Annotated in this window: 21 protein-coding genes and 5 pseudogenes; 16 read left to right on the forward strand and 10 right to left on the reverse strand. The window is 69.8% G+C overall.

Annotated features, from left to right (window positions below; all coding sequences use genetic code 11):
* The first annotated feature begins 264 nt into the window (after positions 1 to 264).
* The 4 genes from H4687_RS43465 to H4687_RS43480 are packed head-to-tail and all read left to right on the forward strand — an operon-like array spanning position 265 to position 4199.
* Positions 265 to 2691 carry an ATP-binding protein gene (locus H4687_RS43465; RefSeq protein ID WP_050398578.1) on the forward strand — a complete coding sequence of 809 codons (2427 nt, stop codon included), beginning with the start codon at positions 265 to 267 and terminating at the stop codon, positions 2689 to 2691.
* Between the two features lie 2 nt (positions 2692 to 2693).
* A complete protein-coding gene (locus tag H4687_RS43470) occupies positions 2694 to 3164 on the forward strand; it encodes a roadblock/LC7 domain-containing protein (RefSeq protein ID WP_097248650.1) in 471 nt (156 codons plus the stop codon).
* 26 nt (positions 3165 to 3190) lie between these two features.
* Positions 3191 to 3637 carry a DUF742 domain-containing protein gene (locus tag H4687_RS43475; RefSeq protein WP_046918264.1) on the forward strand — a complete coding sequence of 149 codons (447 nt, stop codon included), beginning with the start codon at positions 3191 to 3193 and terminating at the stop codon, positions 3635 to 3637.
* Complete coding sequence (locus H4687_RS43480; protein ID WP_046918253.1) at positions 3585 to 4199, forward strand: GTP-binding protein; 615 nt, start codon at positions 3585 to 3587, stop codon at positions 4197 to 4199. Before H4687_RS43475 ends, H4687_RS43480 begins: the two co-directional genes overlap by 53 nt.
* Before the next feature lie 227 nt (positions 4200 to 4426).
* Here H4687_RS43480 and H4687_RS43485 read toward each other — a convergent pair whose 3' ends face one another.
* On the reverse strand, positions 4427 to 6112 hold the full coding sequence (locus H4687_RS43485) for a TROVE domain-containing protein (RefSeq protein ID WP_050398577.1): 1686 nt from the start codon (positions 6110 to 6112) through the stop codon (positions 4427 to 4429).
* Positions 6113 to 6858: 746 nt separating this feature from the next.
* Between H4687_RS43485 and H4687_RS43490 the strand changes: the two genes are divergently transcribed.
* Positions 6859 to 7299, forward strand: a complete 441-nt coding sequence (locus H4687_RS43490; RefSeq protein WP_046914817.1) for a VOC family protein — start codon at positions 6859 to 6861, stop codon at positions 7297 to 7299.
* An 89-nt stretch (positions 7300 to 7388) separates the two neighbouring features.
* On the opposite strand, the pseudogene H4687_RS47100 reads toward H4687_RS43490, so the two are convergent.
* Positions 7389 to 7554 (reverse strand): annotated as a pseudogene (locus H4687_RS47100) (IS5/IS1182 family transposase); the annotation flags it as partial.
* Here H4687_RS47100 and H4687_RS43495 point away from each other — a divergent pair.
* Positions 7486 to 7932 (forward strand): hypothetical protein, encoded by a 447-nt coding sequence (locus H4687_RS43495; RefSeq protein ID WP_373560597.1) that lies wholly within the window; start codon positions 7486 to 7488, stop codon positions 7930 to 7932. The pseudogene H4687_RS47100 and the gene H4687_RS43495 sit on opposite strands and share 69 nt — an antisense overlap.
* A gap of 54 nt (positions 7933 to 7986) precedes the next feature.
* On the opposite strand, the gene H4687_RS43500 is transcribed toward H4687_RS43495, so the two are convergent.
* A complete protein-coding gene (locus tag H4687_RS43500; RefSeq protein WP_046914816.1) occupies positions 7987 to 10314 on the reverse strand; it encodes an outer membrane protein assembly factor BamB family protein in 2328 nt (775 codons plus the stop codon).
* A 256-nt stretch (positions 10315 to 10570) separates the two neighbouring features.
* On the reverse strand, positions 10571 to 11173 hold the full coding sequence (locus H4687_RS43505; protein WP_233443466.1) for an MmyB family transcriptional regulator: 603 nt from the start codon (positions 11171 to 11173) through the stop codon (positions 10571 to 10573).
* 762 nt (positions 11174 to 11935) lie between these two features.
* Here H4687_RS43505 and H4687_RS43510 point away from each other — a divergent pair.
* A complete protein-coding gene (locus tag H4687_RS43510) occupies positions 11936 to 12298 on the forward strand; it encodes a hypothetical protein (RefSeq protein ID WP_225966996.1) in 363 nt (120 codons plus the stop codon).
* Positions 12299 to 12463: 165 nt separating this feature from the next.
* On the opposite strand, the gene H4687_RS43515 is transcribed toward H4687_RS43510, so the two are convergent.
* Together H4687_RS43515 and H4687_RS43520 are read right to left on the reverse strand one after the other, a co-directional pair.
* Positions 12464 to 13579, reverse strand: a complete 1116-nt coding sequence (locus H4687_RS43515) for an acyl-CoA dehydrogenase family protein (protein ID WP_046914824.1) — start codon at positions 13577 to 13579, stop codon at positions 12464 to 12466.
* Positions 13580 to 14066: 487 nt separating this feature from the next.
* Entirely contained in the window at positions 14067 to 14567 is a 501-nt protein-coding gene (locus H4687_RS43520; protein ID WP_046914815.1) for a GNAT family N-acetyltransferase, read from the reverse strand.
* A 384-nt stretch (positions 14568 to 14951) separates the two neighbouring features.
* On the opposite strand from H4687_RS43520, the gene H4687_RS43525 reads away from it, so the two are divergent.
* On the forward strand, positions 14952 to 16904 hold the full coding sequence (locus H4687_RS43525) for an RICIN domain-containing protein (RefSeq protein ID WP_046914814.1): 1953 nt from the start codon (positions 14952 to 14954) through the stop codon (positions 16902 to 16904).
* A 76-nt stretch (positions 16905 to 16980) separates the two neighbouring features.
* On the opposite strand, the gene H4687_RS43530 is transcribed toward H4687_RS43525, so the two are convergent.
* Positions 16981 to 17358 carry a nuclear transport factor 2 family protein gene (locus tag H4687_RS43530; RefSeq protein ID WP_046914813.1) on the reverse strand — a complete coding sequence of 126 codons (378 nt, stop codon included), beginning with the start codon at positions 17356 to 17358 and terminating at the stop codon, positions 16981 to 16983.
* A 362-nt stretch (positions 17359 to 17720) separates the two neighbouring features.
* Here H4687_RS43530 and H4687_RS43535 point away from each other — a divergent pair, with 362 nt between their 5' ends.
* From H4687_RS43535 to H4687_RS43550, 5 genes and pseudogenes are all read left to right on the forward strand, one after another.
* Positions 17721 to 18176, forward strand: a complete 456-nt coding sequence (locus H4687_RS43535) for a CPCC family cysteine-rich protein (RefSeq protein WP_078907321.1) — start codon at positions 17721 to 17723, stop codon at positions 18174 to 18176.
* Between the two features lie 105 nt (positions 18177 to 18281).
* Positions 18282 to 18425 (forward strand): annotated as a pseudogene (locus tag H4687_RS47105) (GNAT family N-acetyltransferase); the annotation flags it as partial.
* 20 nt (positions 18426 to 18445) lie between these two features.
* Positions 18446 to 18706, forward strand: a pseudogene (locus H4687_RS43540) (telomere-associated protein Tap); the annotation flags it as partial.
* 3 nt (positions 18707 to 18709) lie between these two features.
* A pseudogene (gene tpg, locus H4687_RS43545) lies at positions 18710 to 19269 on the forward strand (telomere-protecting terminal protein Tpg).
* Positions 19270 to 19508: 239 nt separating this feature from the next.
* Positions 19509 to 20288, forward strand: a complete 780-nt coding sequence (locus H4687_RS43550; RefSeq protein WP_046914811.1) for a polysaccharide deacetylase family protein — start codon at positions 19509 to 19511, stop codon at positions 20286 to 20288.
* Between the two features lie 114 nt (positions 20289 to 20402).
* Here H4687_RS43550 and H4687_RS43555 read toward each other — a convergent pair whose 3' ends face one another.
* Both H4687_RS43555 and H4687_RS43560 read right to left on the reverse strand, forming a co-directional pair.
* The gene (locus tag H4687_RS43555; RefSeq protein ID WP_046914822.1) at positions 20403 to 22826 is read right to left on the reverse strand and encodes a SpoIIE family protein phosphatase; all 2424 of its coding nucleotides are present in this window, start codon (positions 22824 to 22826) and stop codon (positions 20403 to 20405) included.
* 328 nt (positions 22827 to 23154) lie between these two features.
* A pseudogene (locus H4687_RS43560) lies at positions 23155 to 23361 on the reverse strand (winged helix-turn-helix transcriptional regulator); the annotation flags it as partial.
* Between the two features lie 88 nt (positions 23362 to 23449).
* Between H4687_RS43560 and H4687_RS47805 the strand changes: the two are divergent.
* The 3 genes from H4687_RS47805 (at position 23450) to H4687_RS43575 (ending at position 25311) form a co-directional block, all read left to right on the forward strand.
* Entirely contained in the window at positions 23450 to 23785 is a 336-nt protein-coding gene (locus H4687_RS47805; RefSeq protein WP_233443465.1) for an MBL fold metallo-hydrolase, read from the forward strand.
* Positions 23758 to 24552 (forward strand): transposase, encoded by a 795-nt coding sequence (locus H4687_RS47810; protein ID WP_233443464.1) that lies wholly within the window; start codon positions 23758 to 23760, stop codon positions 24550 to 24552. The genes H4687_RS47805 and H4687_RS47810 overlap by 28 nt, the downstream gene beginning before the upstream one ends.
* A 171-nt stretch (positions 24553 to 24723) precedes the next feature.
* The gene (locus tag H4687_RS43575; protein WP_046914810.1) at positions 24724 to 25311 is read left to right on the forward strand and encodes a 3'-5' exonuclease; all 588 of its coding nucleotides are present in this window, start codon (positions 24724 to 24726) and stop codon (positions 25309 to 25311) included.
* 89 nt (positions 25312 to 25400) lie between these two features.
* Here H4687_RS43575 and H4687_RS43580 read toward each other — a convergent pair whose 3' ends face one another.
* A complete protein-coding gene (locus H4687_RS43580; protein ID WP_046914809.1) occupies positions 25401 to 25853 on the reverse strand; it encodes a DUF5707 domain-containing protein in 453 nt (150 codons plus the stop codon).
* Between the last annotated feature and the right edge of the window lie 44 nt (positions 25854 to 25897).

Raw genomic sequence — 25897 nt, forward strand, 5'->3', positions numbered from 1 at the left:
GCCGAGGACGTCGTTCGGTAGGCATGCGTGAACAATTCGTAATCACGTATTGGTTACATAGAGGTTCACAGCGATCACAAAGGCGATAGTCTCCGGCCGACGAGATCCGGACACGTGACGCGATGTGGCGACCTGCGCGCGGGTCCGGTCGCTCACGCCCGCTGCCCCGTCGCGAGAGCGTCAGGTCAGTTCCCCGGTCGTCGACGGTCAGGCGGTAACAGCACCACGACCGCCACCGATCAGAACACACCCAAGGAGACCAGCGTGCCCGCGAACCCAGTGGAGCCGCCGCCCGGGCAGAGAGACCGGACTTCTCCGTTCCGACGGAAGACGGGCTCCGTTCTCGCCCGGTGGCCGTTCCGGCGGAAGCTCAACATCCTGGTCGTCGCGCCCGTCGTGGTCGTCGGAGTGCTGCTCGCCGTCGGCGTCACCGGACAGATGGAACAGGCCGGCGACGCCGACCGGATCGCCGAACTCGTGCGCGACAGCGAGCAGGTCGCGACCCTCATCAACGACGTACAGGCCGAACACCGGCTGGCACTGCTGCTGTCGGTGCAGTACGAGGCGGCCCGCCCCGGAGCCGCCCGGCCGTCGACCACCGCCTATCGCGAGGCACAGCAGGCCACCGACGCGCAGGTCACCGCCGTGCGGTCCGCCTTCGGGTCGAGCCTGCCGGCCGAGGAGGAACAGGCACTCACCTACATCACCGGCCTGGACGTCCTGCGGGAGAAGCTCGGCCGGGACTACGTCCCCGCCGCCAACATCGACCCCGCCTACGCGGCCGCGGTCGGCTACCTGATCGACGGCATCGGGCTCGACCTCTTCGCTGTGACCTCGGCCTCCTCGGCGACGTCCGTGCCCCATCTGCTGGACGCGATCCTGCGCGCCGACGCCGCCCACGCGGCCTTCGAGAGCGCGGTGTTCTCCGCCCAGACCCGCGACGCCAACGCCCTCACGGAATACACCCGCGCGGTCGGCGCCCACGAGCTGTACACCTACCAGTCGGACCGATTCGGCCGCATGGCCACGCCGGCACAGGTGCTCAGCATGGCGGCCATCGAGCGCGGTTCCGAAGAGAACGACATCGAGGCCCAGTTCGCGGCACTCCAGATCGATCCGTCCGCCCTGCAGTCGCAGACCACCCGGGAACTGCGCGAGAAGATCACCGCCGGTGAGCGGCAGGCCGAGATCCGCCTCGGCGTCACCCGGACACTGATCGAGCAGACCGCCGCACAGGCCGACTCCGCCTCCGCGGACGCCCTGCGCAAGGCATGGATCCTGCTCGGTGTGGCCCTGCTCGGATTCGCCGCCTGGCTGGCCTTCTGCGTCCTGGTCCGGCGCTCGGTCGTCCGTCCCCTGGTGGCTCTGACCGGCTCCGCCCAGCAGGTGGTCGAAGCCGCCGACGAGGAGCTCGCCCGGGTCGCGGACGACGAACTCGTCGACAGCGCCCCCTTCAGCCCACGGGCGATACCGGTCCCGGTACGCGACGAGATCGGCGAACTGGCCGAGGCGTTCAACCGGGTGCAGGACACCGCCGCCGCGCTGCTGGAGCGCCAGGTCCTCAGCCGCCGCAACATCGCCGAGATGTTCGGCAACGTCGGGCGCCGAGTCAGCAATCTGACCACACGGCAGCTCCTGCTCATCGACGCCGTGGAACGGGAGGAGACCGACCCCGACCTCCTGGACCGGCTCTACCGCATCGACCACATCGCCGTACGCCTCCAGCGCAACGCCGACAGCCTGATGCTGCTCGCCGGAATCCGGGAGACCGACGTCGAGGCCCGGCCGATCACCCTGGCCGACGTCATACGTTCGGGCCTCGGCCGGATCGAGGGATACCAGCGGGTGTCGCTGCGCTCCGAGACGGACATCACCGTCGGACCCGACATCACCGGCGACCTGACCCTGCTGCTGGCCGAACTGATGGAGAACGCGGTCGCGTTCTCCCCCTCCGACACCCCCGTCGAGGTGGTCGTCCGGCCCGGCACCGACGTCACCAGGGACGGCGGCGCCCTGGTCGAGATCATCGACCACGGCCTCGGCATGAGCGCGGAACGCCTCGCCGAGGAGAACGCCCGCCTCGTCCGCCGCGAACGCCTCGACCTCGTACCGACCAAGGTGCTCGGCCTCTTCGTGGTCGGCAGCCTCGCCCGCCACCTGAATCTGCAGGTGGCCTTGAGCCGCACACCGGGCGGTGGCGTCACCAGCACCGTATGGATCCCGGCCACGCTCCTGCTGGCCATGAGCCCCCTGGACGCCTCACCGGCCCACGCCGGCCAGAACAGAACCGTCCAGGCGTTCACACCGAAGGCCGCCGCGCCCGCACCGGCCGCCGCCGCTCCCGAACGTCGGCCGGTCGCCCTCCCGCCGGAGGGCGCGCTGCCCCGGCGCGTCCCGCTCCGCCCCCGCACCCCGGACACCGACGCGCCCGGCGGCGCGTCCCCGTCGATCACCGCCCGGCCACTGCGCCGGCGAGTCCGGGGCGCGACGCTCACCGTGACCGCCACGGCAGCCGAACGGAACATCCCCACGGCGCGACAGCCCGCGGACGCCGACGCCGTCCGCGCGGAACTCGACGAATTCGAGGCCGCCGTCCGCAGAGCCGAACAGGACAGCGCCACGGCCCCGGGCCCAGCCCGCACGACCGCGACACGAGAAAACCCCAGAAGGCCAGAAGGAGACGGGCAGTGACCATGTCGGCAGAGGACAGCACCCCCGAACAGACGCAGCCCACCGACCTGCGTACCGCGGCGGCCGACTTCACCTGGCTGCTCGACCGTTTCGCCACGGAGACCGCCGGTGTCGTCGACGCCATCGCGGTGTCCTCCGACGGTCTGCTGATCGCGGTCTCCCAACTCCGCGACAGAGCCGACTCCGAGCGGCTCGCCGCGATCGTCTCCGGCGTCACCAGCCTCGCCGCCGGTGTCTCCGGCAACTACGGCCTCGGCGGCCTCAACAAGGTCATCATCGACCTGGAGGGCGGCCACGTACTGGTCTCCGCCATCGGCAACGGCGCCGTACTCGGCGTGGTCGCCTCCAAAGAGGCGAAACTGGGCAACATCGCCTACGAGATGACCCTCTTCGCCAACCGCGCCGGAGCCGCACTCACCCCCCAACTGGTGATCGAGCTGAAGAACAGCGTCGGCTCCCCAGTCGTCGGCTGACCCATCCCGCGAGGCAGGAGGTCGTCATGGCCGACGGTGGGCGAGAACCACACGAGACAGACGAAGAAACCTGGCACGACACGGCGGATCCGGTCGGCCGTGCCCCAGCGGTCCGACCGTTCCTGCTGACCGCCGGCCGGGTGTCGGGGGGAGGACCGGCCGCGCCCATCCCGATCGAGACCCAGATCGTCTCGACGGCCGCCGGACTCTCCCTCCTCGGCCGGCTCGCCTTCGAACACCACGACATCGTCGCCGCCTGCCGACGGCCGCAGTCGGTCGCGGAACTGGCCGCACGCCTGCGACTGCACCTCAACGTGGTCCGTGTACTCGCCGAAGACCTGTGTGCCGCAGGGCACCTGGCGATCTACGTACCGCACGCCAGGATCGCCCAGGACATCTCCGTACTGCGAAGGGTTATCAATGGTCTCCGTGCCGTCCCCGACTCACGGGGCACACTCCGCGACAGCGGTTGAACAGCCGCCGCTGCCGGTCAAGCTGGTCATCGCCGGCGGCTTCGGGGTCGGCAAGACCACCACCGTGGGCTCGATCTCCGAGATACGGCCCCTCACCACCGAGGCCGCGATCACCGAGGTGGCCGCAGGCGTGGACGACCTCACCCACACACCGGACAAGACCACCACCACCGTCGCCATGGACTTCGGCTGCATCACCCTCGACCCGACCCTGAAGCTGTACCTGTTCGGGACACCGGGCCAGGACCGCTTCGGCTTCATGTGGGACGACATCGTGGACGGCGCCGTCGGCGCCCTGGTCATCGTCGACACGCGCCGCCTCGACGACTGCTACGCGGCCGTCGACTACTTCGAGCACAAACGCATCCCCTTCGCGGTCGCCGTCAACGCTTTCGACGGAGAGGTCGAACACGATCTCGATGAGGTGCGATGGGCACTGGACATCGCCGAACACGTCCCCCTGACCGTCTTCGACGCCCGCCGCACCGGCTCCGTCCGCGACGCGCTGCTCGTCGTGCTCGACGTCGCCCTGTCCCGCGCCGAAGCGGCCGCGGTCACCTGAGGCCGGCGTCCCGGGAGGTGGAAGGGCGACACCCACGACCACATCCGTCCCGACGCCCGGGCCGGGGGAGCGCCGCGGGCAGGCAGGTCCTGGCACGTGTCCGCGATGTGGTCGTGGGGCGGCGATGCTCGGCATCGTCACCTGCCGCGACATGGTGGCCGCGCGGAGCGGGAAGAGAGTGCCCCACTTGGTTCTCCGACCCTGTTCGCAGTCCAAGCCCAGGAGGGCTACGAAGCCGTCTCCCACGGCCACTCGGAGTCCCGGCCGGCTTCGATGAGTGGGATCAGCCGGAACGCGGCGTCGCTGAGGCCGCCGAAGGTGTGGTGGTGCGGGCCGGACGGCGCGTGGGCCGGGGCGTAGCCGGCCAGGTTCCAGGTGTAGACGGGGACGCGGAGAGGGATCGCCTGCAGCGGGTTGGACCACTGACTGGGCCCGGCCTGTTCGTCGGTCACCACGACCACCCGGTCGTGACGGTCGTAGTGCCGCCTGAGCGCCAGGGCCGTATTGGTGCCGCCGAGGTCATGGAAGCGATCCAGGACGCGCAGTACCGGCTCACCCGGGACGAGTTCGACGCGACGGCTGTCCGAGCCGAACTCCACCAGGTCGGCCCGCGCGGCCCGCTGCGCCAACGCCGTACCGAAGATGGCCGCCGAATCCGCCCGGTTGAGCTGGGTGCGCTCACTGGGTTGGTCGAACATCGAGCCCGACCGGTCCACCAGGATCAGCGTGCGGCCGGGCAGTTCGGGGACGTTGGCCAGGGAGTGTCCGAGTGCTGTCTCCAGGGCCTTCTCCCAGCGGCGCGAGGGCGCGTTGCGATGGGCTGCCAGGTAGCGGAACGGGAACTGCCGCGAGCGGCGCACCTCGTCCGGGCAGGAGATCCGCGCGGCGACCTCGGCGGCGACCCGGTCGCTCACGCCGGCCTGGTCGAGGTTGCGCAGATTGCGTACGAGTGCCATCGCCCCCATCGAGGGGATCAGCGCCTCCCACACCGCCGCGTCGAGTGGCCCCTGCAGCCAGCCCGCCACCGACTCCCAGGTCATCCCTGCCGCGCTCAACCGCTCATCGCCGCCCGGTGCGGTGACCAGGGCACGCCGTTCCTCGACCGGTACGGCCAGCAGCTCCCGGTGTGCGGCGAGCAGCGTCTCACCGGACGGGGGAAGAGCGCGGTCGGGGTGGTGGCGGCGGTCGATCGCGTACTTGAACAGGTCACCCTGCCAAGGACGGCGGGGGTCGGGGGAGGGGTGGGTGAGTTCGACGACGTCGCCGAAGCGGTAGGGGCGGGAGGCGGTGTCGTACTTGAGGAGCGCGCGCCCGGTGTACAGACGTCGTGCGGCGTCGGCGATTCCGCGCTTGAGCGGCTGCGGGATTCCGCGCCCGTGCCGGGACGTCCAGCACGCAAGCAACTCACCCGGCTCGTCGGCCCGTTGGAGGACGACGGACACGGCCTGCCGTGAGAAGCCGACGGCCCCCGCCTCCAGCCTGGCCCGCACGAACTCGGCGGCGCCCACGAGGGAGGCGGTGCGCATGTGGGCCTCGGTGCGCAGCCAGCCCAGCAGGCCGAGGGTCCACTCCGGATCGCTGACGGCGAGCGTGCGCACCAGCTGCTCGTAGCGCTCGTCGCGGGCGGCGGCGTCCTCGTAGAAGGTGTGATGGCCGACCATGTTGGCCACGGCGAGCAGGAAGAGTTCCATCTTGGGCGTGCGGGCGTACGCGGCGCCACCCTGGTGCGTACGGTTGTGGAGTCGGTGCGCGGACGGGGGCCGCAGGCCCGGTGTGGTGGCGGACGGGGTGAACAGCCACCGGCCGTGGGTGGAGAGCGACGAGGTCGCTCCGCCGGCGGTCAGGCCCGGTATCTCCGCCTGGATCTCGCTCCGGGCTTCGGACTTGGCTCGCTGACGGTTGAAGTGGGGCATGCAGAAGGTCCCTTGGGAGACGTTCCTGGAAGAAGGAGAGACGCCTTCCGAGATCAAGAGTGGCACCGGGGTGGTGTTGCGGTTTCAGAAAGGAAGTAACCGGGGCACAGCGCATCGGAAGGCGTCGGACACGCACGCTAGTCGAAGCGGCGAGCGGCCGCACGCCATTTATTGCCGCACTCCGCCCGTTCCCAGGTCCCACCCCTCGGGCCGACCCGAGCAGGAGCCGCCGACTGACGAGGTCCGTGACTGCGCGCCTTGAGCTGGGTGTCCGGTGGGCGGTTGTGGGTCGTGGTGAGGCAGGCCTGCGCCGCTCCGCTGCTTCGGAGAGTCTCAAGACCTGGTAGACCGTCTCGCCGACGAAGTAGACGGTTGGGCATCGGGTGTCACGGCGACGACGCTCACTGTGGTCACAGCGGCGGCGACGTCGTCGAACGCGGGGGTACGCCCGCGGACCAGTTCCTGGTCCTTGAACGTGGCGAAGTTCAGGGCGCTGCTGACGCTGAAAGCGCTGCGTCGTGAGAGTAGGACGCCACACTGTGGCTGAGCGTCTTCGCGAGCGGCTGCCTGCGCTGCACGCAACGCCGCTGCTGGCGCGAGGCTCCCGGGTCTGCTGTCGTGTCGTTCCGGGTGCGATCCAGGCTTTCGGGTTCGGTGGTGTGAGGATGTCGAGAACGTGCCGGCCGCTCCGTCCCAGGAGCGACGGCGGGCACCACCGGCCGCACGGGAACGAGGGAGGATCCGGCATGGCGATTCAGCGGATGGACAACGTCGGCATCGTCGTCGAGGACATGGATGCCGCCATCGCGTTCTTCGTCGAACTCGGTATGGAGCTGGAGGGCAGGGCGGAGGTCGAGGGCCTCGTCGCCGACCGGTGCACCGGGCTGGACGGCGTCCGGTGCGACATCGCGATGGTCCGGACCCCGGACGGTCACAGCCGGATCGAACTGGCGAAGTACCGCAGCCCTGCGGCGACCGGCGACGAGCCGCGCAACCGGCCCCACAACATCCTGGGCACGCACCGCGTCATGTTCGCCGTCGACGACCTGGAGGACACCGTCGCCCGCCTGCGCCCTCACGGCGCCGAACTCGTCGGAGAGATCGCCCGGTTCGAGGACAGCTATCTGCTGTGCTACGTCCGCGGTCCGGAGGGCATCATCGTCGGACTGGCCGAGCAACTGCGCTGAGAAGCGAACCTCTGCGGAGCGCAGCGCCAGTTGCTGTCCCGTAGATGATCGCCTGTGCGGGAGGGCACGGTCGGTCAACTCGCCATCGCCCTCAGGCTGCAGTCGCGAAGGATCTTCCAGCTCCTCATCCGGGCGAAGACGTGCTCGACGCGGGCTCGGACCTGTGGCGATGCAAGGCACGCGTTCGTGGCGGTGCGGGATGGCCGGGCAGGTGCCCCGACAGCCGGCGTCGGCGATCGCCAGCACAGAACTCAGCTTTCGGCGGAACGCGCCGAACAGCAACGACAGCAGATCTCCTTGTCGGAGGCCCGGCGCGCGGAACGGCTGGCGCTGCTGGAGCGGTTCATCGAGGTGGCGGCCGAGGCAGAACGCTCCGCGTTCAGCCGACCTTCCGAGTGGGACGACACCCACGACTGGTACCTGACGACCCAGGACGTCATGAACAGGCTGTGGGTCGCGGAACGACTCATCCGCGTCCAGTTCCCCCTGCCCGTGCACGACGCGGCACGGGCGTACTTCCTCGACCTCAACCGAACCGTGTGGGAAGGCCTGCCCGACGGCGAGAGTGTGCGGGACTACCTGGAGGCCAACCGGCTGGCTTCTCTCGACGCGGCTCGTGCGGTCATGGGGTAGCCCACCAGCCAGGCTGCCACATCGTCGAAGGCGCGCCGGGCGCGGCCGTCGGTCTCAGTCCCCGTCCTTGCTGATGGCGTACACCTTGCCCTCGTCGTCGCCCACATAGACCGTGCCGTCGGCCACGGCAGGCGCGGAGCCGGCCAGGGCGGTGGTGGTCGCATTCCAGTTCGTGTCGCCGGTGGTCGCGTCCACCGCGTACACGTGGTCGCCGCTGACCACGTACACGACGCCCTTGGACACCACCGGGCCGTAGGGGGTGCCGTAGCCGACGGAGGTGCTCTCCCATGTGCGGCGGCCGGTCTTCGCGTCCAGGGCCATCAGTTCGCCCTCCCCGGAGACGTAGACGGTGTCGCCGACCACCGCGGGGGCGGAGCCCTGCCAGTCGCCGCTGGCGACGGACCACCTTTCCGCGCCGGTCGCCGCGTCGAGGGCGTAGAGCGTCTTGTCCCGGCTGCCGACGTAGAGGGTGTCACCCGACAGGACCGGTGCCGACTCGATCCAGTCGCGGGTCGGATACGTCCACTTCTCGTCGCCGGTGGCGGCGTCGAGGGCGTACACCTTGTAGTCGCCGCTGCCCACGTAGACCGTCCCGCCCGCCACCACGGGGCGGGTCTCGACGGCGCCCTTGGTCCGGTGCGCCCATTTCCGGGCGCCGGTCCTCGCGTCCAGGGCGTACACCTGGGCGTCGCCGCTGCCGACGTACACCGTGCCGCCGGCCTCGACCGGTGTGGACTCGACCCCGGACGCGGTGGTGTAGGCCCACTTCTTGTCGCCGGTGGCGGCGTCCAGGGCGTACACCTTGCCGTCGCGGCTGCCGACGTAGACCGTGCCTCCCGACACGAACGGCGAGGCCTCGATCGCCTCGCCCGTGCGGTAGGCCCACTTGCGGGCGCCGGTGGCCGCGTCCAGGGCGTACACCTTGCGGTCGTTGCTGGTGACGTAGACGGTGTCGCCCGCCACCACGGGCGCCGACTTGACGGCTCCGGTGGTGGCGAAGGTCCATCGGTTGCCGCCCGAAGGGGAGTCCTCGGATTCGGCGCCGCTGTACAAGCCGGTGAGGCCCGACGCCAGGGCCATCCCGCCGGCGGCGAGACCCGCGACCACGACCGCGGCTGCCAGACCACCCGCCAGCATCGGGGCCCAGGGGCGGGCGCGCCGCGCCCGCGGCCCGACGGTGACCGAGACGGACACCGGATCCGTGAAAGGGGTGCCGCCGGGCGTCGGAGGTGAGGCCGGGCCCGTCTGCGTGGCCCATGTCGGAATTCCGAACGTCACGGAGTCGGCTGCCGAGCGTCCCCGGGGCGCGGTGGCCCACGTCGGCGCGGTCGGGGTGGACGCGGCGACGGTGCGGACGGCCGTCTGGGCGCCCTCGTCGACCGCCGGGCCGCGCCCGGCCCCTCCATTCGGCGCTCCGGGCGGTCCATCCGGTGCTCCGCCCGGTCCCGGCCGGCGAGGTCGCGCGGGAGTGGCCGGCCGTGTCGCCGCGCCCGGACCGGCGGGCACCGTCATGGCGTCCGGCGCGACCGGACCGGCGGGCATCGTCGCGGCGTCCGGCGCGGATCGCGGGGAGGTGGGCAGGGCGGCACGCAGGCGGTCACGGACCTCGGCGGCCGTGGCGGGACGGTCATCGGGATCCTTCGCCAGCAGTTCCAGTACCAGCGCGTCCACCTCCGGTCCCGGCCCCGGACGCACCTGGCTGGGCGCCGTCGGCACCTGCTGCAAGTGGGCCACCAGCAGTGCGGCGGTCTCCAGATCCCCGAACAGCCGCTCACCGGTGAGGAGTTCGTACAGCACGCAGCCCAGTGCGTAGAGGTCCGCCCGACCGTCACCCGGCCGCCCGGCCAGCCGCTCCGGTGGCATATAGGCCACGGTCCCCACCACCGCGCTGCTCGCCGTGGTCGTGGCCGCGTAGCGCGCGATGCCGAAGTCGAGGATCTTGAGCAGGCCGGCGTCGGTGAGCATCAGGTTCGCGGGCTTGAGGTCGCGGTGCACGATGCCCGCGGCATGGGCGGCGGCCAGGGCATCCGCCGCCTGGGCGGTCCAGCCGAGCGCGTCGGCGACCGGCGGCGGGCCGTCCTTGCGGAGCACCGTCGACAGATCCCGGCCCGAGAGCATCTCCATGACCAGGAAGAGCGTGCCGTCCGTGTCCTCGCCCAGATCGTGGACGGTGACGATGCCGGGGTGGTTGAGGCCACCGGCCGTCCGCGCCTCGCGGAAGAACAGCCGGGTCCCCTCACCGCCCTCCAGGTGCGGCTGGAGCAGCTTGACCGCCACCCGCCGCTGTATACGGGTGTCGTGCGCGACCCAGACCTCGCCCATGCCCCCGCGCCCCAGCAGCACCTCCAACTCGTAGCGACCCGCCAGCATTCGCCCCGTCATGACGCTCCCTCAACCCAACAACGCCGCAAGACCCCCCTATGCGGCACCCGGGCCACGCAGGACACGCGGGCGATCGTAGTGCCCCGCCCGCCCGCTCACGGCACATGGGGAGGCGCTCGCGGAAACCGTGCGGCACAAAACTGGACACATGTACGCATCGGCGCGGGCGGGCGCCAAGAGTCCGCCACGGCCGACCGTTCCCCAACCCGATGACCGGCCCCCTCCACGCGGGACCACGCCGCCGTCCCACGGCCGTTCAGCGCAGCTGGTCGGTGGGCTTCGTGGTCCGGACGGGAGCGGCCGTGGCCGCCAGGCTGGCGAGGAGCTGGAGGCGTTCTTCGGAGGTGCTGCCGGGTTCGGCGGTGTGGAGGCTCAGGTCGTGCACGGCCCGCTGCGAGACGGGCAGGGCCAGCGACTGGTAGGTCAGCTCCAGGGGGCCGACCTCGGGGTGCCGCAGTCGCTTGGTGCCCTCGTGGCGGATACGGACGTCGTGCGCGGCCCACATGGTGCGGAAGTCGGCACTGAGCGTGGACAGTTCGCCGATCAGCTCGCGCAGGGCGCGGTCGTGCGGTTCACGCCCTGCCTCGGCACGCAGCAACGCGACGGTCGCGGTGGCGCCGGCGTCCCAGTCGACGAAGAAATCCCGCGAGCCGGGGTCGAGGAAGTGGTAGCGGGCGAAGTTGGGACGGCCGCCCTTGTCGGTCGTGGGGCTGTCGAACATCGGCGTGTGCAGGGCCCGGCCGAGCGCGTTGTGGGCGATGACGTGCAGGCGGCCGTTGCGTACGAAGGCGGAGCCCGATCGGGCCCAGGCCGAGGACGGCGACGCTCTCGCCGGGGCGGATCCCGGCCCGCCGACCACCGTCCTGGCCCTGCACCGCCACCGCCGAGCCGCGGCGGCAGGCTCGACGCACGTTGCGCACTGCTGGGCCGACATCCTGCGGGCCGAGGAGGCGGGCCGCCGTGGTGGGCACCGCCATCGCCGCCCTCACTCTGATCCCCACCTTGCCGGCGTGACGGACGGCCAGGGCCATCAGGACCGGGTTGGCGCCGAGGCCGAAGAAACCGAGCAGGGCGACGAGGACGATCGTGGCGGGGCGGAGCCGGCCGGCAGGACGATCGCGAGCAGCAGGAGGGTGGCACCGGCGGCCGCGACGAGGGTCACCGTGGTCGGCGACGACGCGCCCTGGCGCTCCGGTTCGTGCTCCCCCTCAATGTCCCCCCAAGACAGGATGTGGTCCTTCGCCGGCTCCCCACCGCGGGACCACGAGCATGCAACCGCGACGGCACCGTGGGGTCAATGTGCCGCATGACTGTCGAGAGGCATGGTTCCGGACAGTTGAGGTCGGACTGCCGCGCGCAACGCGCCGGGCCACGGGGACGGATGCGACGAGTGAGTGTCAGGTCCATCATGGCTGTTCGGAGGCGGTTTTGGTAGGACACACGGCACGTCCGTTCGACCTTGTGGCAGCTGGGACCGCGCGCCAGACTCGTCGTCATCCACTCTCCGGCCAACCTGTCGGCAGCCTCTCTCGGTTGTCGGCGCTTTCGCTGTGCCGTCTCGCCGTGTGACGTGCATCGGCCGGGTGTGTGGGGGGACGAAGGGGGATCGATGGATCAGGACATGGTTGTGCAGGCGAGGGTCAGGCTGCTCAGCGCCAACCGGCGAGTGGTGCGTGGTGCCGAGGGGCTGTGGATCTACCGCCTTCTGACGCAGGTCGAGCCGGAGGTGTACGGGTCGAAGCTGGCGTACGTCCTGGTGGAGGCGAGCACGTCGCCCCTGGTGCGGGAGCTGCCTGAGAGGCGGTTGGCCCTGTTGGACGAGGCGGTGGAGGTGGCGAAGGCCCTCAGCAGGGAGAACCCCTACCGGGCGAAGATGCTGGCGAGGGCTCTGACTGCCAGGCAGCGGGAACTGGCGGGCCCTCGCGCGGCCGGTGAGCGGGAGCATCGGGCGGATCCTCAGGAGGAGCGGCGAGAAGGCGCATGACCTGGTCGGTGTGGGGAGTTGACCCAGGTCGGTGAATGAGGGTGGCCGAAGAATGCCCCGGGGCTCATGGCCCCGGGGCGGTGACGGGCGGGGCGCGGTCCACCGGGAGGCCGCCGCGTCTCGGTCGCGGCTGGAATTCGCCGCTGGTGCGGGTCGCGCCGTGCCTCACACGAAGGCGCTCTGGCCGGTGATCGACTTGCCCACGATCAGGGTGTTCATCTCGCGGGTGCCCTCGAAGGAGTAGATCGCCTCGGCGTCGGCGAAGAACCGGAAGATGTCGTGGTCCAGGAGGATGCCGTTGCCGCCGAAGATCTCCCGGCTCCAGCCCACGACCTCGCGCATGCGCGAGGTGACGAACGCCTTGGCCAGGGAGGAGTGTTCGTCACGGAAGATGCCGGCGTCCTGGAGGCGGGCGAGCTGTACCAGCATGGCCCACGAGGCGGTCAGATTGCCGAGGCTCTTGACCAGGAGGTCCTGCACGAGCTGGAAACCACCGATGGGACGTCCGAACTGTTCACGCTCCCGGGCGTAGTCCAGGGCCAGTTCGTACGCGCCGGTCATGACGCCGAGCGCCTGCCAGGCCACCCCGGCACGGGTCGCGCGCAGGATCTCGGCGACGTCGCGGAAGGAGTTGACGCGCCGCAGGCGGTCGGCCTCCGGGACACGGACGTCGGTCAGGGTGATCTCGGCGTTCTCGACGATGCGGAAGGCGACCTTGTGCTCGATCTTCTCCGGGGCGAAGCCGGGGGTGCCCTTCTCGACGACGAAGCCCTTGACGTGGTTGTCGTCGACGTCCCGCGCCCACACGACGACGTAGTCGGCGAAGGTGGCGTTCCCGATCCACTTCTTGGCGCCGTTCAGGATCCAGCTGTCGCCCTCGCGCCGGGCCGTGGTGCGCATGCCGCCGGCGACGTCGGAGCCGCCGAGGGGCTCGGTCATCGCGAAGGCACCGATCTTGTCCATCGCGGCCATCGCCGGCAGCCAGCGGTCGCGCTGCTCCTGGGCGCCGCCGGAGTGGATGGCGTACATGGCCAGGCGGTTGTGCACGCCGAAGAAGGTCGACACCGAGGCGTCGGTACGGGCCAACTCCAGGGCGAGCATGCCGGACAGGAGGTTGCTCGTGGCGGGCCTGTGCTCGCCGTAGCCCTCATAGGGCAGTCCGGCCAGGCCGCCGTCGCGGAACAGGCCGATGAGCTGCGTGGGGAACTCGCCCTTGGCCCAGTTGTCGTTCACCAGCGGCTTGACCTGCTCGCGCATGAGGGCGCGGGCCTTGAGGAGGATCTTGCGCTCCTCGACACGGGCACGGTATACGGACTGCTGGGGGCTCTCGGGGGAGCCGGCATCGCCGGCCTCGCGGCCATCTACGGCCCGGACTCCTGCGCAGCGCTGCCCAGTCAACGGTCCCGTCACGGCACGAGGTTCTGGAGGTCCTGGAGCGGGTTCGCGCCGCGCGGGCCCAGCTGAATGCCGTGTTGGTCGAAGAGATCGCCCACCTCAACGAAAGTCGCAGGCGGCGCACATAGCAGAGGGCATGCGGCTCGCCTGCGTCGTCTCCTGGGGTCGTTGACGGTGAGGCGAGAAGTGAAGCCGCTGACGGGGGATCGGGGAGGTCGCCGAGCGTCGTCGTCGAAGACTGTCCAGCGCGCCTGGGCCGTCGAGGCGGCGGCCGCCAAGACTTGCGGCCGAGGATGGTCACTTGCGGCTCATGGCGGTCAGTGGTGGCCGCGGCTGTCTCTCGGTTGGCCTCAAGCCTCAAGTGCGGTCGCTTCTACGGCTGGTGCAGGAGTTTTCGTTCGTGCCAGGTTCCTTGCTTTCCGCCGAGGTGTGCGGGGTCGGCCGGGCCGGCGGAGGTGAACCCCGCTTTGGCCAGCACCCTCTGAGATGCGGCATTGTCGTGGCTGGCGGCCGCCCGCAAGGTGTGCAGCCCGTGCCGGGACGCCGCGAGCAGGCACAGCTCTCGGACCGTGGCGGTGGCCACGCCGTGGCCGGCGGCGTGCTGAGCGACCCGGTAACCGAGTATCGCGCTGTGGTCTTCGAAGTCGATCAGGTTGAACCTGCCCATCACCGAGCCGTCGTCGGCGAGGAGGACGTAGAAGGCGCAGACGCCGGCTTCCTGCTCTGCGAGCAGGGCGTGGAACCGGTCGGTGAACTGGTTGAAGTAGTCGTCGCCGCGGTCGGAGATCGAGGCGGCGAAGTACGCGCGGTTCTCGAGTTCGAAGGCCAGGACCGCCGGGGCGTGGGCGGCGTGCAGCTGTTGCAGCTCGGGCATGGCCCGACTCTATCCAGGAGACGCGTCGTGGGCACTTGGGTTACCGACGGCGGTAGCTGTCTCTCTGGCTGGGGTGGCGCGGACGGAAGCTGCCGGTGTGCGGTGCCGCCGGAAGTTCGTGAAAACATGGCATGTATATAAGGCGCATAAAGCAACTTTGCCATCATATTGGACTCTCTTTGTTCTTGATCGGAGCGCTTTCATCCCCGTACTCATTGACATCGGGGCGTCATATCACTGAACTTCATGCGTAACATCCGGCGCCTGAGGGCCCGGAGGAAGTCCGCCGCGTCAACTAGGCCTGCCGGCCGGCCGAACACCCTCCGGCTGTCACCCAGTGCTGCACTCCGACCCATCGGAGCCACCCGAACCGGGAGTACGCCCATGTCATCAGGAAGACCGTCCCGTCGCGCGCTGCTGGGTGCCGCGGGCGGCGCTGTGGCCGGCACCGCGCTGCCCGTGCTTCCCGCGTGGTCGCCCCTGCTGACGCAGGCGGCCGCCGCGGACACCCAGACCAATCTCAGCAACCTGGTGAACATGCGGTTCGGCATGTTCAACCACTTCAACCTGGGCACGTTCACCAACGAGGAGTGGGCCGCCCCGAATCAGAGCCCCGCTCTGTTCGCGCCCACCGCCGTGGACTGTGCCCAGTGGGCGGCGGCCGCAGCAGCGGCGAAGATGAGCTACGGCATCCTGACGACCAAACACCATGACGGCTTCGCGCTGTGGCCGAGCGCCTACGGCACCCAGAACGTCGCGAACAGCTCCTACAGGCAGGACGTGGTGAAGGCGTACTGCGACGCCTTCCGGGCGAAAGGGCTGAAGGTCGGCCTCTATTACTCGATCTGGGACCGAACCTTCGGTGTCGAGGCGTGGGAGAGCCGACACGGGGTGTCCGGTCTCGAGCCAACGGACGCCATCCAGCCCGGAGACATGACGTTCATCCTGGGCCAGATCACCGAACTGCTCACCAACTACGGCACCATCGACCTGTTCGTCACCGACGGCTACGCATGGCAGATGGGGCAACAAGCCCTCTCCTACCAGCGGATCCGGGAACACGTGAAGTCGCTCCAGCCGGACATCGTCATGATCGACCACGGTGCGCTGTCGGTGCCGTTCCTCGGTGACGCGATCTACTTCGAGGAGCCGCTGGGGGTTTCCGCCCCGGCCGGGAACACCTACGCCGCCACGCAGGGGCAGACGATCAGCAACGGGTGGTTCTGGCATCCCTCCACGCCCACCGAGGGCCTGATGAGCAAGGGCGCGATCCTGTCCCATCTGGCGGACCTGGAACCGAAGTACACCTCGTTCATCCTCAACTGCCCGCCCAACCGCAACGGCAAGCTGGACACCAACATCGTCAACCGGCTCGCCGAGGTCGGCGCGGCATGGAGCCCCAACACCTCCCGGCCGGCGCTGCCGACCCAGATGCTGCGCGCCGAGCACCCCGTGGCACCCGTCAGCGCCTACGCGACCGGCTTCCGCACCGGCGAGGGGCCGCTCAACGCCATGGACGGGCTGAGCGACAAGGGGTACGAGACCTGCTGGTCGACATGGGGACTGTCCTCGGCCCTGCCGCACTCGATCACCATCGACCTGGGCGGGGTATGGAGCAACGTCTCCACTCTGGAGTACCTGCCCAAGCAGTGGAACCGCAACGACTCCACTGACGGCGACATCACCTCGTACACCATTTCCACCAGCACCGACGGCGCGAACTTCACCCAGGTCGCCACCGGCACCTGGGCCGGCAACCGCGCCACCAAGGTGGCCGAATGGCCCGCACGGAACGTGGGCTTCGTGCGGATCCGGGCCACCGCGGCCACCGGCGGCTACGCCAACGTCGGCGGCGTCCACATCGGCGGCCGGACGGCCAAGCCGTCACTGGTGTCCACCACGCTGCCCGGCAACGCCACCGTCTATCGGCTGGTCAACCGCAACAGCGGCAAGGTCGCCGACGTGGAGGGCGGAGGCACCGCGAACGACACCCACCTCCTGCAGTGGCCGTGGCTCAACGCGGCGAACCAGAAATGGACCCTCGCCAACACCGGCGACGGCTACTACAAGATCAAGGGTGCGGGCAGCGGCAAGCTACTGGAGGTGGGCGCGCTCTCCCGCGACGACGGTGGCTACGTCGACATCTGGTCGGACGCCGACGCCCCCCAGCAGCAGTGGGCGGTCACGCCCACCGGTGACGGCTACTACTTCCTCATCAACCGCTACAGCGGGCTCTGCCTGGCCGTGGACGAGGGCAGCACCGCCGACGGGGCGAAGATCGAGCAGCAGCCGTATGCGTCGCTGACGCGGCAGCAGTGGCAGATCATCGCCGTCTGACGATCCTGGCGATCCTGACGACGGGCGTCGACTTCGCCGACGCCCGTCGTCGTTTGTTCCGGGTGCCGGACCGGGCTCAGAACATGGTGTTGTCGTTGGCGCTTTTCTCGGGCACCTCCTGCACCACGTCCCAGTGTTCGACGATCTTCCCGTCGACAACGCGCCAGAAGTCCGCGACGGCCATGCCCCGGTCGCCGAACTTGAGATGCAGGTCGCTGTGTGTGACCACGAGGTCGCCTTCGGCGATCGCGCGCTTGATGTCCAGCCGCAGTTCGGGGAATTGACCGCGCAGCCAGTGGACGTAGCCGACGAAGGCCTCCTGGCCGTCCTGCGCCTCCGGGTTGTGCTGGCGGTAGGTCTCGCCGAGGTGGGCGGCGGCCTGCTCCGGTTGCGAGTCGTTCAACGCCTGCTCGTAGAACGCGACCACCAGTGCCTTGTTGTCTGCGGCGGGCATGGGCTCTCCTGCCTCGGGGATACGGGAAATCGGACCGACGCGAGTCATTCACCGGCGTGGTGTCCGAGGAAGGCCGCACGTGACGACGGCATCGGCGATCGCCCTCGGTGCTGATGCTGAGGCCGGGGTCGGTGCGCGCCGAGTCCGGCATTCCCACGCGCTTCCAGAAGCCGTACGAGACGATCACTGTGTCAGCCGACCGCAGCCCCGTGGCGGGGAGCCGAGCTTCTGGACAGCGCCACACCGGGAGACCGCTCACCGAGAGCGCAGCCTGTGGTGCTCCAGGAAGCGGAGCAGGCAGGCGGCCGGTAGTGGTGGGTCATACCGACCTCGGGCGGTCCTGGCAGAGCGGCGGTGGCCTCATGAGCCTCGATGTCGGCTCGCTGGAAATCGAGTTGGTTGCCGTCGCGGGGCCGGGCAGGATCACCCGTGTGGTACTGAGATATCCCTGCGTCTGCTGCGGCCATCTGACGATGGATGAGCCGCCGGGCTCCTATCAGATCTGTCCGGTGTGCTTCTGGGAGGACGACGCCGTCCAGCTTCGCTGGCCGGGCTACTGGGGCGGTGCGAACCGGCCTTCGCTGATGGAAGCTCAGAAGAACCACCAGGCTTTCGGAGCTTGTGAGGAACGCGCCGTGGAGCACGTCCGCCCGCCCGAGGACCACGAGCCGTTGGACTCGAGTTGGCGCCCCATCGATCCCGAGCGTGACCAGTTCGAGCCGAAAGACCTGTCGCTGGCCCCATGGCCCGACGATCGAACTGCCCTGTACTGGTGGCGCTATCGGAACACCGGGTTCTGGCGTTCTGCCGGCGGATGATGCCGCCACCTGGTCCGGGATCGTCTCCGTCGCAGGTGTCGTCAGCTTTCGCCGGTCGGCCCGCGAGCCTTGATCGCCGCCGACTCAGTTGATTGGCTGATGGTCATGACTGACCTCGGAGCCGGCGCCTGGCCGCCTGCCCCGATCAGGACGGAGCGGCTTGTACCGCGTGAGTCCGAAGCCGGGGATCGTGCGGCGTTCGTCGAGCTGTTGGCATCGCCCGAGGTGCACACCTACCTCGGCGGGCCCGTGGCGGCACGAGGAGCTTGAAGATGACCGGCCTGTACCCGCCCGCCGTACTGTCCGACTGCGTCGTCTACCCCTCACCGGGCCCGAGCCCCCTCGACTTCCTGCCCTACGACGCGTCCGGCAAGCCTCGGCCCGGAGCCTTCCGGCTCGGGCTCTCGCCGGGACTGGCGAAGCTGGAGGGCGTGCAGCCGCTGGCCTGGGCGGTCGACCTGATGGAACGGGGCCTCAACCCGGCCCGGCACATCAAGGGCGGCGAGGCCGTCCTGAACGAGGGCGAGTAGACCATGGCCGGAGAGATCCATGACGCGATCGAGCGCGCCGACCGGGAAGGCTTCACCCGGCAGCCACCCAGCACCTGAAGGGCCAGATCAATCACCTGCTGCGCCAGTTGGGCAGTGCCCGCGCGGTAGCGACCGAGATCGGCGTGACAGCGGACTCGGTCAACCGCTACCGCCGCGGCGCCCGCTAGCACGCCCGCCCGGACATCGCCGCGGGAATCGACGAGGCCGTCCGGCAGCGCCGGCAGCCCCAGGTCCGCAAACGCCGTCGGCGCCAGGCCGCCACCACGGGTGGCATCACCGTGGAGACCCGGGCCCGGTTCGGGTACGCCGCGCCCGTCGGGACCACTGACGACGGCCGCTTCCGCCGCCTCACCGTCCACCTCCCACCCGCCTACGCGCAGCGCCTCTTCGACGCCCGCGCGCAGGGTGCCGGTGACCGCCGACTGCGCGGAATCGTCGCCGAGGGGCTCAAGGACATCTACTTCCAGGACGGCGGAAGCCGCGCCACGGGACTCTCGGACGTGGAGATCAACGACATCGACCATCTTGATCTCGATTACTGAAAGGATCACCCGTTCACGGATCACGTCTCCTGTGTGCCGTGCTTCAGCGAGAACTCCCCGTGGTGCAGGAGCGATTGCTCGGCACTGAAGTGAAGCTCCTGAGCGACCGGCTGCAACACGCCGCCCGGAAGAGGGATTTCGTCCTCACGCGGGCACCTGAAGCACAGTACATCCATGTGTCCTGCCTCACTATCGAGGCCGCTGGGCAACCCTTCCGCCGCTGCAATCTTCTCCTTGGGATGAAGATCCTGAAAAGGCGGCTTCGATTACTCATACCCCTGACCCTGGCCGCGGTGGCGGCCGTGACCTTGACCGTCGTCCTGGTCATCCAGGCGAACAAGTTGGAGACACTCTCCCCGCGCGAGGAACGTGACCAAGCGGCCGCATCCGGACCAGGCGCGTTACCTGGACAGGTGGACTGCCGGAAAGCCAAGTGCATCGCGCTCACCTTCGACGGCAATCCGGGCGAACCCACCGGCCGACTGCTGGACCTTCTGAAGGAGTACAAGGCGCCGTCGACGTTCTTCCTCGAAGGCCGACGCATCCACACGTTCCCGCACGTGGTGCGGCGGATCGCCAAGGAGGGCCACGAGATCGGGAACCACACCTGGACGCACGCAGTGCTGACCGACGTCTCCGATACGCAGATCCGCGACGAGCTGCGCCGCACCGCACGGGCCATCTCCAGCATCACCGGCAGCGAGCCGACGCTGATGCGCCCGCCCCAGGGCCGCACCGACGACCGCGTCTCCCGGATTTCGAAGGACATGGGGATGGCGCAGGTGCTGTGGACCGTGACCGCGAAGGACTACGAGACGGACGACACCGCGCTGATCACCAAGCGCGTACTCGCGGGCGCCGACCGCGACGGAATCATCCTGCTCCACCCGCTGCACAAGGGCACCATGCCGGCCATGCCTTCCGTCCTGAAGGCGCTCAGCAGTCAGGGCTACACCCTCGTGACCGTCTCCCAACTGCTCGCCCCGGCCGAGGCCGAGCCCGGCGAGATCTACAAGTGACGGACTGACTCTCGCGGCAGGCACTGCTGGAGAGCACGTGGCGGCACCTGCCGCGACCGGGGCAGTGCGACCGCGACCGCGACCGCGACCGCGACAGTGCGGCTGCGGCTCAGGCTAGGGGAGGGCCTGCGCGCACCAGATGGTCTTGCCGTCGGTCGTGTGCCGGGTGCCCCATCCCTGGGTGAGCTGGGCGACGAGCAACAGACCCCGGCCGCCCTCGTCGAAGGCGCGGGCCCGGCGCAGGTGCGGAGCCGAGGTGTTGGCGTCGGAGACCTCGCAGATCAGGGAGGCGTCGCGAATCAGTCGCAGCCTGATCGGCGGCTGACCGTACCGGATGGCGTTGGTGACCAGCTCGCTGACGACCAGTTCGGTGACGAAGGCCGTCTCCTCCAGCCCCCAGGCCTCCACCTGGTCGACGGCGAACTTTCTGGCGTGCGGCACCTGCGCGGTGTCCGGCTCGACGTCCCAGTCGGCGACGTGCTCGGGATCCAGCGCGTGAGTGCGAGCGAGCAGCAGAGCGGCATCGTCGGTGCGGCTCGCGGAGAGCATGGCGTCCATCGCCGTGTCGCACACGGCCTGCAGCGACGTGACCGAGTGGGTGACCATCTGCTGCAGTTCGGCGACCCCCTCGTCGACGTCCCGGTCGCGGCTTGTCACCAGCCCGTCGGTGTACAGGGCGAGCAGGCTGCCCTTGGGCAGCTGGAGCTCGGTGGCCTCGAAGGGCAGCCCACCGATGCCGAGCGGCGGTCCCGGCTGTGCGGCCACCGGGACCCGGGCGCCGTCCGGGGAGATGATCAACGGCAGGGGATGGCCGGCGCTCGCCAGCGTGAAGCGCCGGGAGACCGGGTCGTAGACGGTGTACAGGCAGGTGGCCCCGGTCTCGCCGGTCGGCTGGAAGTGGCCGGTGGGCTGATGGTCGCTGGCGAGGTGGAGGACCAGGTCGTCCAGGTGGGTCAGCAGCTCGTCCGGCGGCAGGTCGACGTCTGCGAGAGTGCGTACGGCCGTGCGCAGTCGGCCCATGCTGGCGGAGGCGTGCAGGCCGTGACCGACGACATCGCCGACGACGAGGGCGACACGGGCACCGGACAGCGGAATCACGTCGAACCAGTCACCGCCCACTTCCGCACCGGTCCCGCCTGGCAAGTAGCGGGATGCCACGTCGAGTGCCTCCTGCTTCGGCAGCCCCTGCGGCAGCAGACTGCGTTGCAAGGTCAACGCGGTCGTGCGCTCGCGCGAGTACCGGCGGGCGTTGTCGATGGCCACGGCTGCCTTGGCGGTCAGCTCTTCGGCGAGGATCAGGTCGTCCGCCGTGAAGGCCTCCGGCCGGTCCAGACGGCAGAAGGCCACGACACCGAGCAGCACACCGCGTGCCCGGAGCGGCACGGTGATCCGGCCGGTCAGTCCGTCCGCGCCGAGGGATTCGTCGATCACCGGGTTGCCTGGTGGCCAGTGGGCCGGGTCGGCGGCGAGTCCGGGCCCGAAGGCCCACTCGCCGCCCTGGCCGGGCTCAGCGGCAAGTTCGACCGTGGACGTGCCGGTGCCCAGGCAGCGGGCGGCGGCGGAACCGGGAACATGCGTGACGGATCGCCCCGGTGCCCGGTCGGTGTTCTCCTGCGCGCTGTGCTGGGCGGCACGGCTGAGCCTGATCGTCTCGCCGGGGACGAACGCCGACACCGCGGGTGGTTCCTCCCCGTGCAGCACCTCGTCGAAGAGATCCACGCTGACGAGGTCGACGAATCCCGGCACCGGGGCCCTGGCCAGCTCTTGGGCGGTGCCGATCACGTCGAGTGTCCGGCCGATACCGCCGCCGGCCTCGTTGAGGATGAGCAGCCGCTGCCGGGCCCAGTACTCGGCACTCATGTCGAATCCCCAGTTGGCGACCGCGCGGACCCTGCCCTCGCCGTCTCGGACGGGCCAGATGCTGGTGGCCCAGGCATTGGCGTAGTCACTTCCGCGAGGGCGGAAGACGGTGATCAGACGCGCGGGCTCGCCGGTCCTCGCCACCTCGGAGAGCTTGTCCGTGTAGGGCTTGTCGTCCCTCTCGGGAAACAGCGTGCGGTCGAATTCGGGCAGCACCTCGCGGTACTTCCTCCCAAGCACTTGCTCCTCGGAGTGCGCTATCACCCGGCCCGAGGAGGCGTTGATCCACAAGAACCGCAGCTCAGGGTCGTAGACGCCCAGAGCGAAGGGGCACTGCTCGAAGGCCCGGTCGGCGATCACCGGACGGCGTGCCCAACGCTGGAAGGTCACCACGTGGCCCGGTGCCCGCCCGTCGCGGCCGAACAGCGGTTGAGCGGCCACCACGGCGTCCACTGTGGAGCCGTCCCGATGGCGCAGGGGAAGGAACTCCGAGGGGCCGGCGCCGTAGCCCGCGGGGAAGCCGGGCGGCGGATCGACCAGGAGGTCGGCCACCGGGCGGCCGACGGTGTCCTCGGCCGTCCAGCCCAGCAGCTGTCGGCCCCCTTCGTTCCAGCCACTCACCGTGCCGTCCGGGTCCACCACGGCAACGGCAGTGGGAGCGTCTTTCTTGTCGGCCATCTCCACGCGCCACGCCTCCGTCCGGACAGCCGTGCCCGTCAGGGCTGGTCGCCAGCGGCTGATTCCACACTAGAGCGGCTCGCGGGCTACGGCCTCCGGGGCTGGAGCCGGACGACATGCGCCGCGGGACGGGAGCACGGTGAGGCGCGCACGCCCGAGCCTGCCTTTCAGGGGTATGGGTGGGGCGTGTGGGCCTGTCGGCGGTGGGCGTAGCCGCTGGTGTGCTGTTCGGCCCGTTCTGCGGGTGTTGCGGTGCGGCGGTGGCGCCGCGAGCGAGGTCGGTCAGGAGGTACTGCACCGTCGGAGAGCCGCTGGGGTGCACGGTGCGGGTGATCAGTCCACCGGCTTCGAGGTCGCGGAGGGTCTGCGCGAGCATCTTGTCGCTGTCGCTGTCGCTGCCGGCCCGCCGGCGCAGCTCGGACCAGCGTTGCGGGCCGTCGATGAGGTGGACCAGGACCAGGGTGGCCCACCGGGCGGTGACCAGGTCGAACAGCTTCCTGCTGGGGCAGGCGGGATCTCGGACGTCGCCTCGCATGCTTTCCCGCAAGCGCTCACCTCACCTCACCTCAAGCCATGTACTTCCCGACAGAAAGCAGCTCGGTCAGAGTCACCCCTGATCGACGGTGCTCGGCGGCCCCACCGCGCTGATCCGCCTGGGCGGCTGGACGCTGCTGACCGACCCGACCTTCGACGCCGCCGGCACCGAGTACCAGGACGGCCCGGTCCGACCGCGCAAGACCGCCGACCCGGCGTTGATGCCCGAGCGACCGCCCTCTCTCGACGCCGTCCTGATCAGCCACACCCAGCACCGGGACAACCTCGACACCACCGGACGTACGGTGGCCTCCGGTGCCCCGAACGTGCTCACCACCGTCGCCGGTGCTTCCAGGCCGAGGTCAAACGCGACCTCAAGCGCGTCGCCCGGCCGGACATGGCGGTCGGTATCGACCTCGGGGTGAAGACCCTCGCGGTCATGGCCGACAGCACCGGCGAGATCCGCACCGCGCCCGGTCCCGGCCACTACGACGCCGCGCGCAGGCAACTGCGCCGCGCCTCCCGCGTCGTGTCCCGCCGCCAGGGTCCCGACCGGCGCACCGGACAGCAGCCCTCCCGCCGCTGGGAGAAGGCCAACGCCGCCCGCAACAAGGTCCGCCACCGGGTCGCGAACCTCCGCGAAGACGCCCTGCACAAGCTCACCACCGCCGTTGCGGCCGAGTACGGCACCGTCGTGATCGAAGACCTCAACGTCGCCGGCATGTTGAAGAACCGGCGCCTGGCCCGCCGCATCGCCGACACCGGATTCGGCGAGATCCGCCGCCAGCTCGACTACAAGAACCGCCGGCGCCACGCCACCCGCACCATCGTGGCGAGCCGCTGGTACCCCTCTTCCAAGACCAGTTCCGGGTGCGGCGCGGTGAAAGCCACGCTGCCGCTGCACGTCCGGACCTACGCATGCGACGCCTGCGGCCTGGTCATCGACCGGGACGACAACGCCGCACTCAACCTCGCCGCCCTCGTGGCGGCCTGTGTGACTGGTACCGAAGTGGCCGGAGACCAGGACACCGCCCCGGCGGTGTCGAAGCCTCGTGGAGCCGACCAGAAGACCCGCGCCACCCGCACCCGCCGCAAGGCGAGTGCGGGGCGGGCAGGTGGCGCAACCCTGCCGCAGCAGCGGCAGGAGGAAGCGAGAGACCGTACTCAAGCCGAGCCCCTGAAGCTCTGGTGATGTGGCGGACCTTCCGGGCCGAAATGCCCGGAATGCTGAGACCTGACTACGGACTCAGCAACGGTTGCTCGTCCGCCTCGACCGAAGGCGCCCCACAACCGAGGTGTTCTCACCCCTTCTCACCAGAAAATGAGGTGCTGGGATCCGGAGCATTTCCCTACCCTCGTCCCCATGCACCACGAATCCTCCCTGCTGAACGTCATTGATGTGGAAGCCACTTGCTGGGACGGACAGCCGCCGCCCGGCTCCGTGAACGAGATCATCGAGATCGGTCTCTCCGTCGTGGACGTGTCGGCCGGGCGCCGGGTGTCCCGGCACCGTGTCCTGGTTCGCCCTGTCCGGTCGACGGTGAGTGACTTCTGCACTGAACTGACAGGTCTCACGCAAGCCGAGGTGGACCGTGGCGTCACCTTCGCCGAGGCATGCCGGATCCTCGTCGAGGAGTACGAGGCGGGGGAGCGCCCCTGGGCGAGCTGGGGAGAGTACGACCGGCGGCAATTCGCTCGGCAGAGTCAGGCCGACGGGGTGGCGTACCCGTTCGGCTATCCGACGGAGCGCACCCACACCAATGCCAAGGCCGTGTTCACCGCGGCGTACGGGTTGGGCAGGAAACCCGGCATGGCCCAGGCCCTACGGATCGCCGGACTGCCGCTCGAGGGACGCCATCACCGCGGTGAGGACGACGCGTGGAACATCGCCGCACTCGTCCTCGACCTGCTGGACCGTGGGGCATGGCCGGTCAGGGCCACAGCCGCATAGGACCGCACGGGTTGTCCGGCTGCGCCACTTCGCAGGCGGGGATCAGTGACCAGTATCGCATCCGTGCCACGATCACCCGCCCGCCTGGATCATCCCACCGTGAAATCGGCTGCCTTGGTGTCCAGCGTCGTGTCGCCGTTCTCGGCGGTGGCCAGGACAGCCACGTGCCACCGGCCCTGAGGGGATCCCTCGGCATCGGCGCGGGTGACAGTGAGCTTGTAGGTGCACCGCTCGGTGTCCCCGCCCGAAGGCTCGCACACGGCCCGCTCGGCGGCGGCCATGTCCTTCGCGGTCAGTCCCTTCTTCGCGAAGGACGAGTTCGCCGGCCATGCCAGCACCTTCACACTCTTGACGTCGGAGGACGCCGTGACGACAGTGGTGAAGGTCAACGAGCCGACGCGGTCGCCGTCGGGAGCGGTGTAGCGGGCCTTGCTGTGCTCCAGCGCCGGAGGTTGGCCCCCGGCGTAGGCGAGGGAGAAAGCGCCGGCCCCGGCGAGGACGACGACACCGGCGGTCACGGACAAGGCGATACGACGCGACATGAGAGATTCCCCTGACAAGCTCAGCTGGATCACACCGGCGCTCT

This window comes from Streptomyces stelliscabiei (assembly GCF_014873495.1).
In the GTDB taxonomy this organism is placed as follows: domain Bacteria; phylum Actinomycetota; class Actinomycetes; order Streptomycetales; family Streptomycetaceae; genus Streptomyces; species Streptomyces bottropensis.

Excerpts from the sequence above, each read along its gene's own strand:
- H4687_RS43470 (WP_097248650.1), top strand. The coding sequence starts at position 2,694 with ATGTCGGCAGAGGACAGCACCCCCGAACAGACGCAGCCCACCGACCTG.
- H4687_RS43475 (WP_046918264.1), top strand. The coding sequence starts at position 3,191 with ATGGCCGACGGTGGGCGAGAACCACACGAGACAGACGAAGAAACCTGG.
- H4687_RS43480 (WP_046918253.1), top strand. The coding sequence starts at position 3,585 with ATGGTCTCCGTGCCGTCCCCGACTCACGGGGCACACTCCGCGACAGCG.
- H4687_RS43485 (WP_050398577.1), bottom strand. The coding sequence starts at position 6,112 with ATGCCCCACTTCAACCGTCAGCGAGCCAAGTCCGAAGCCCGGAGCGAG.
- H4687_RS43490 (WP_046914817.1), top strand. The coding sequence starts at position 6,859 with ATGGCGATTCAGCGGATGGACAACGTCGGCATCGTCGTCGAGGACATG.
- H4687_RS43500 (WP_046914816.1), bottom strand. The coding sequence starts at position 10,314 with ATGACGGGGCGAATGCTGGCGGGTCGCTACGAGTTGGAGGTGCTGCTG.
- H4687_RS43510 (WP_225966996.1), top strand. The coding sequence starts at position 11,936 with ATGGTTGTGCAGGCGAGGGTCAGGCTGCTCAGCGCCAACCGGCGAGTG.
- H4687_RS43520 (WP_046914815.1), bottom strand. The coding sequence starts at position 14,567 with ATGCCCGAGCTGCAACAGCTGCACGCCGCCCACGCCCCGGCGGTCCTG.
- H4687_RS43525 (WP_046914814.1), top strand. The coding sequence starts at position 14,952 with ATGTCATCAGGAAGACCGTCCCGTCGCGCGCTGCTGGGTGCCGCGGGC.
- H4687_RS43530 (WP_046914813.1), bottom strand. The coding sequence starts at position 17,358 with ATGCCCGCCGCAGACAACAAGGCACTGGTGGTCGCGTTCTACGAGCAG.
- H4687_RS43535 (WP_078907321.1), top strand. The coding sequence starts at position 17,721 with ATGAGCCTCGATGTCGGCTCGCTGGAAATCGAGTTGGTTGCCGTCGCG.
- H4687_RS43550 (WP_046914811.1), top strand. The coding sequence starts at position 19,509 with ATGAAGATCCTGAAAAGGCGGCTTCGATTACTCATACCCCTGACCCTG.
- H4687_RS43555 (WP_046914822.1), bottom strand. The coding sequence starts at position 22,826 with ATGGCCGACAAGAAAGACGCTCCCACTGCCGTTGCCGTGGTGGACCCG.
- H4687_RS47810 (WP_233443464.1), top strand. The coding sequence starts at position 23,758 with ATGGCGGTCGGTATCGACCTCGGGGTGAAGACCCTCGCGGTCATGGCC.
- H4687_RS43575 (WP_046914810.1), top strand. The coding sequence starts at position 24,724 with ATGCACCACGAATCCTCCCTGCTGAACGTCATTGATGTGGAAGCCACT.
- H4687_RS43580 (WP_046914809.1), bottom strand. The coding sequence starts at position 25,853 with ATGTCGCGTCGTATCGCCTTGTCCGTGACCGCCGGTGTCGTCGTCCTC.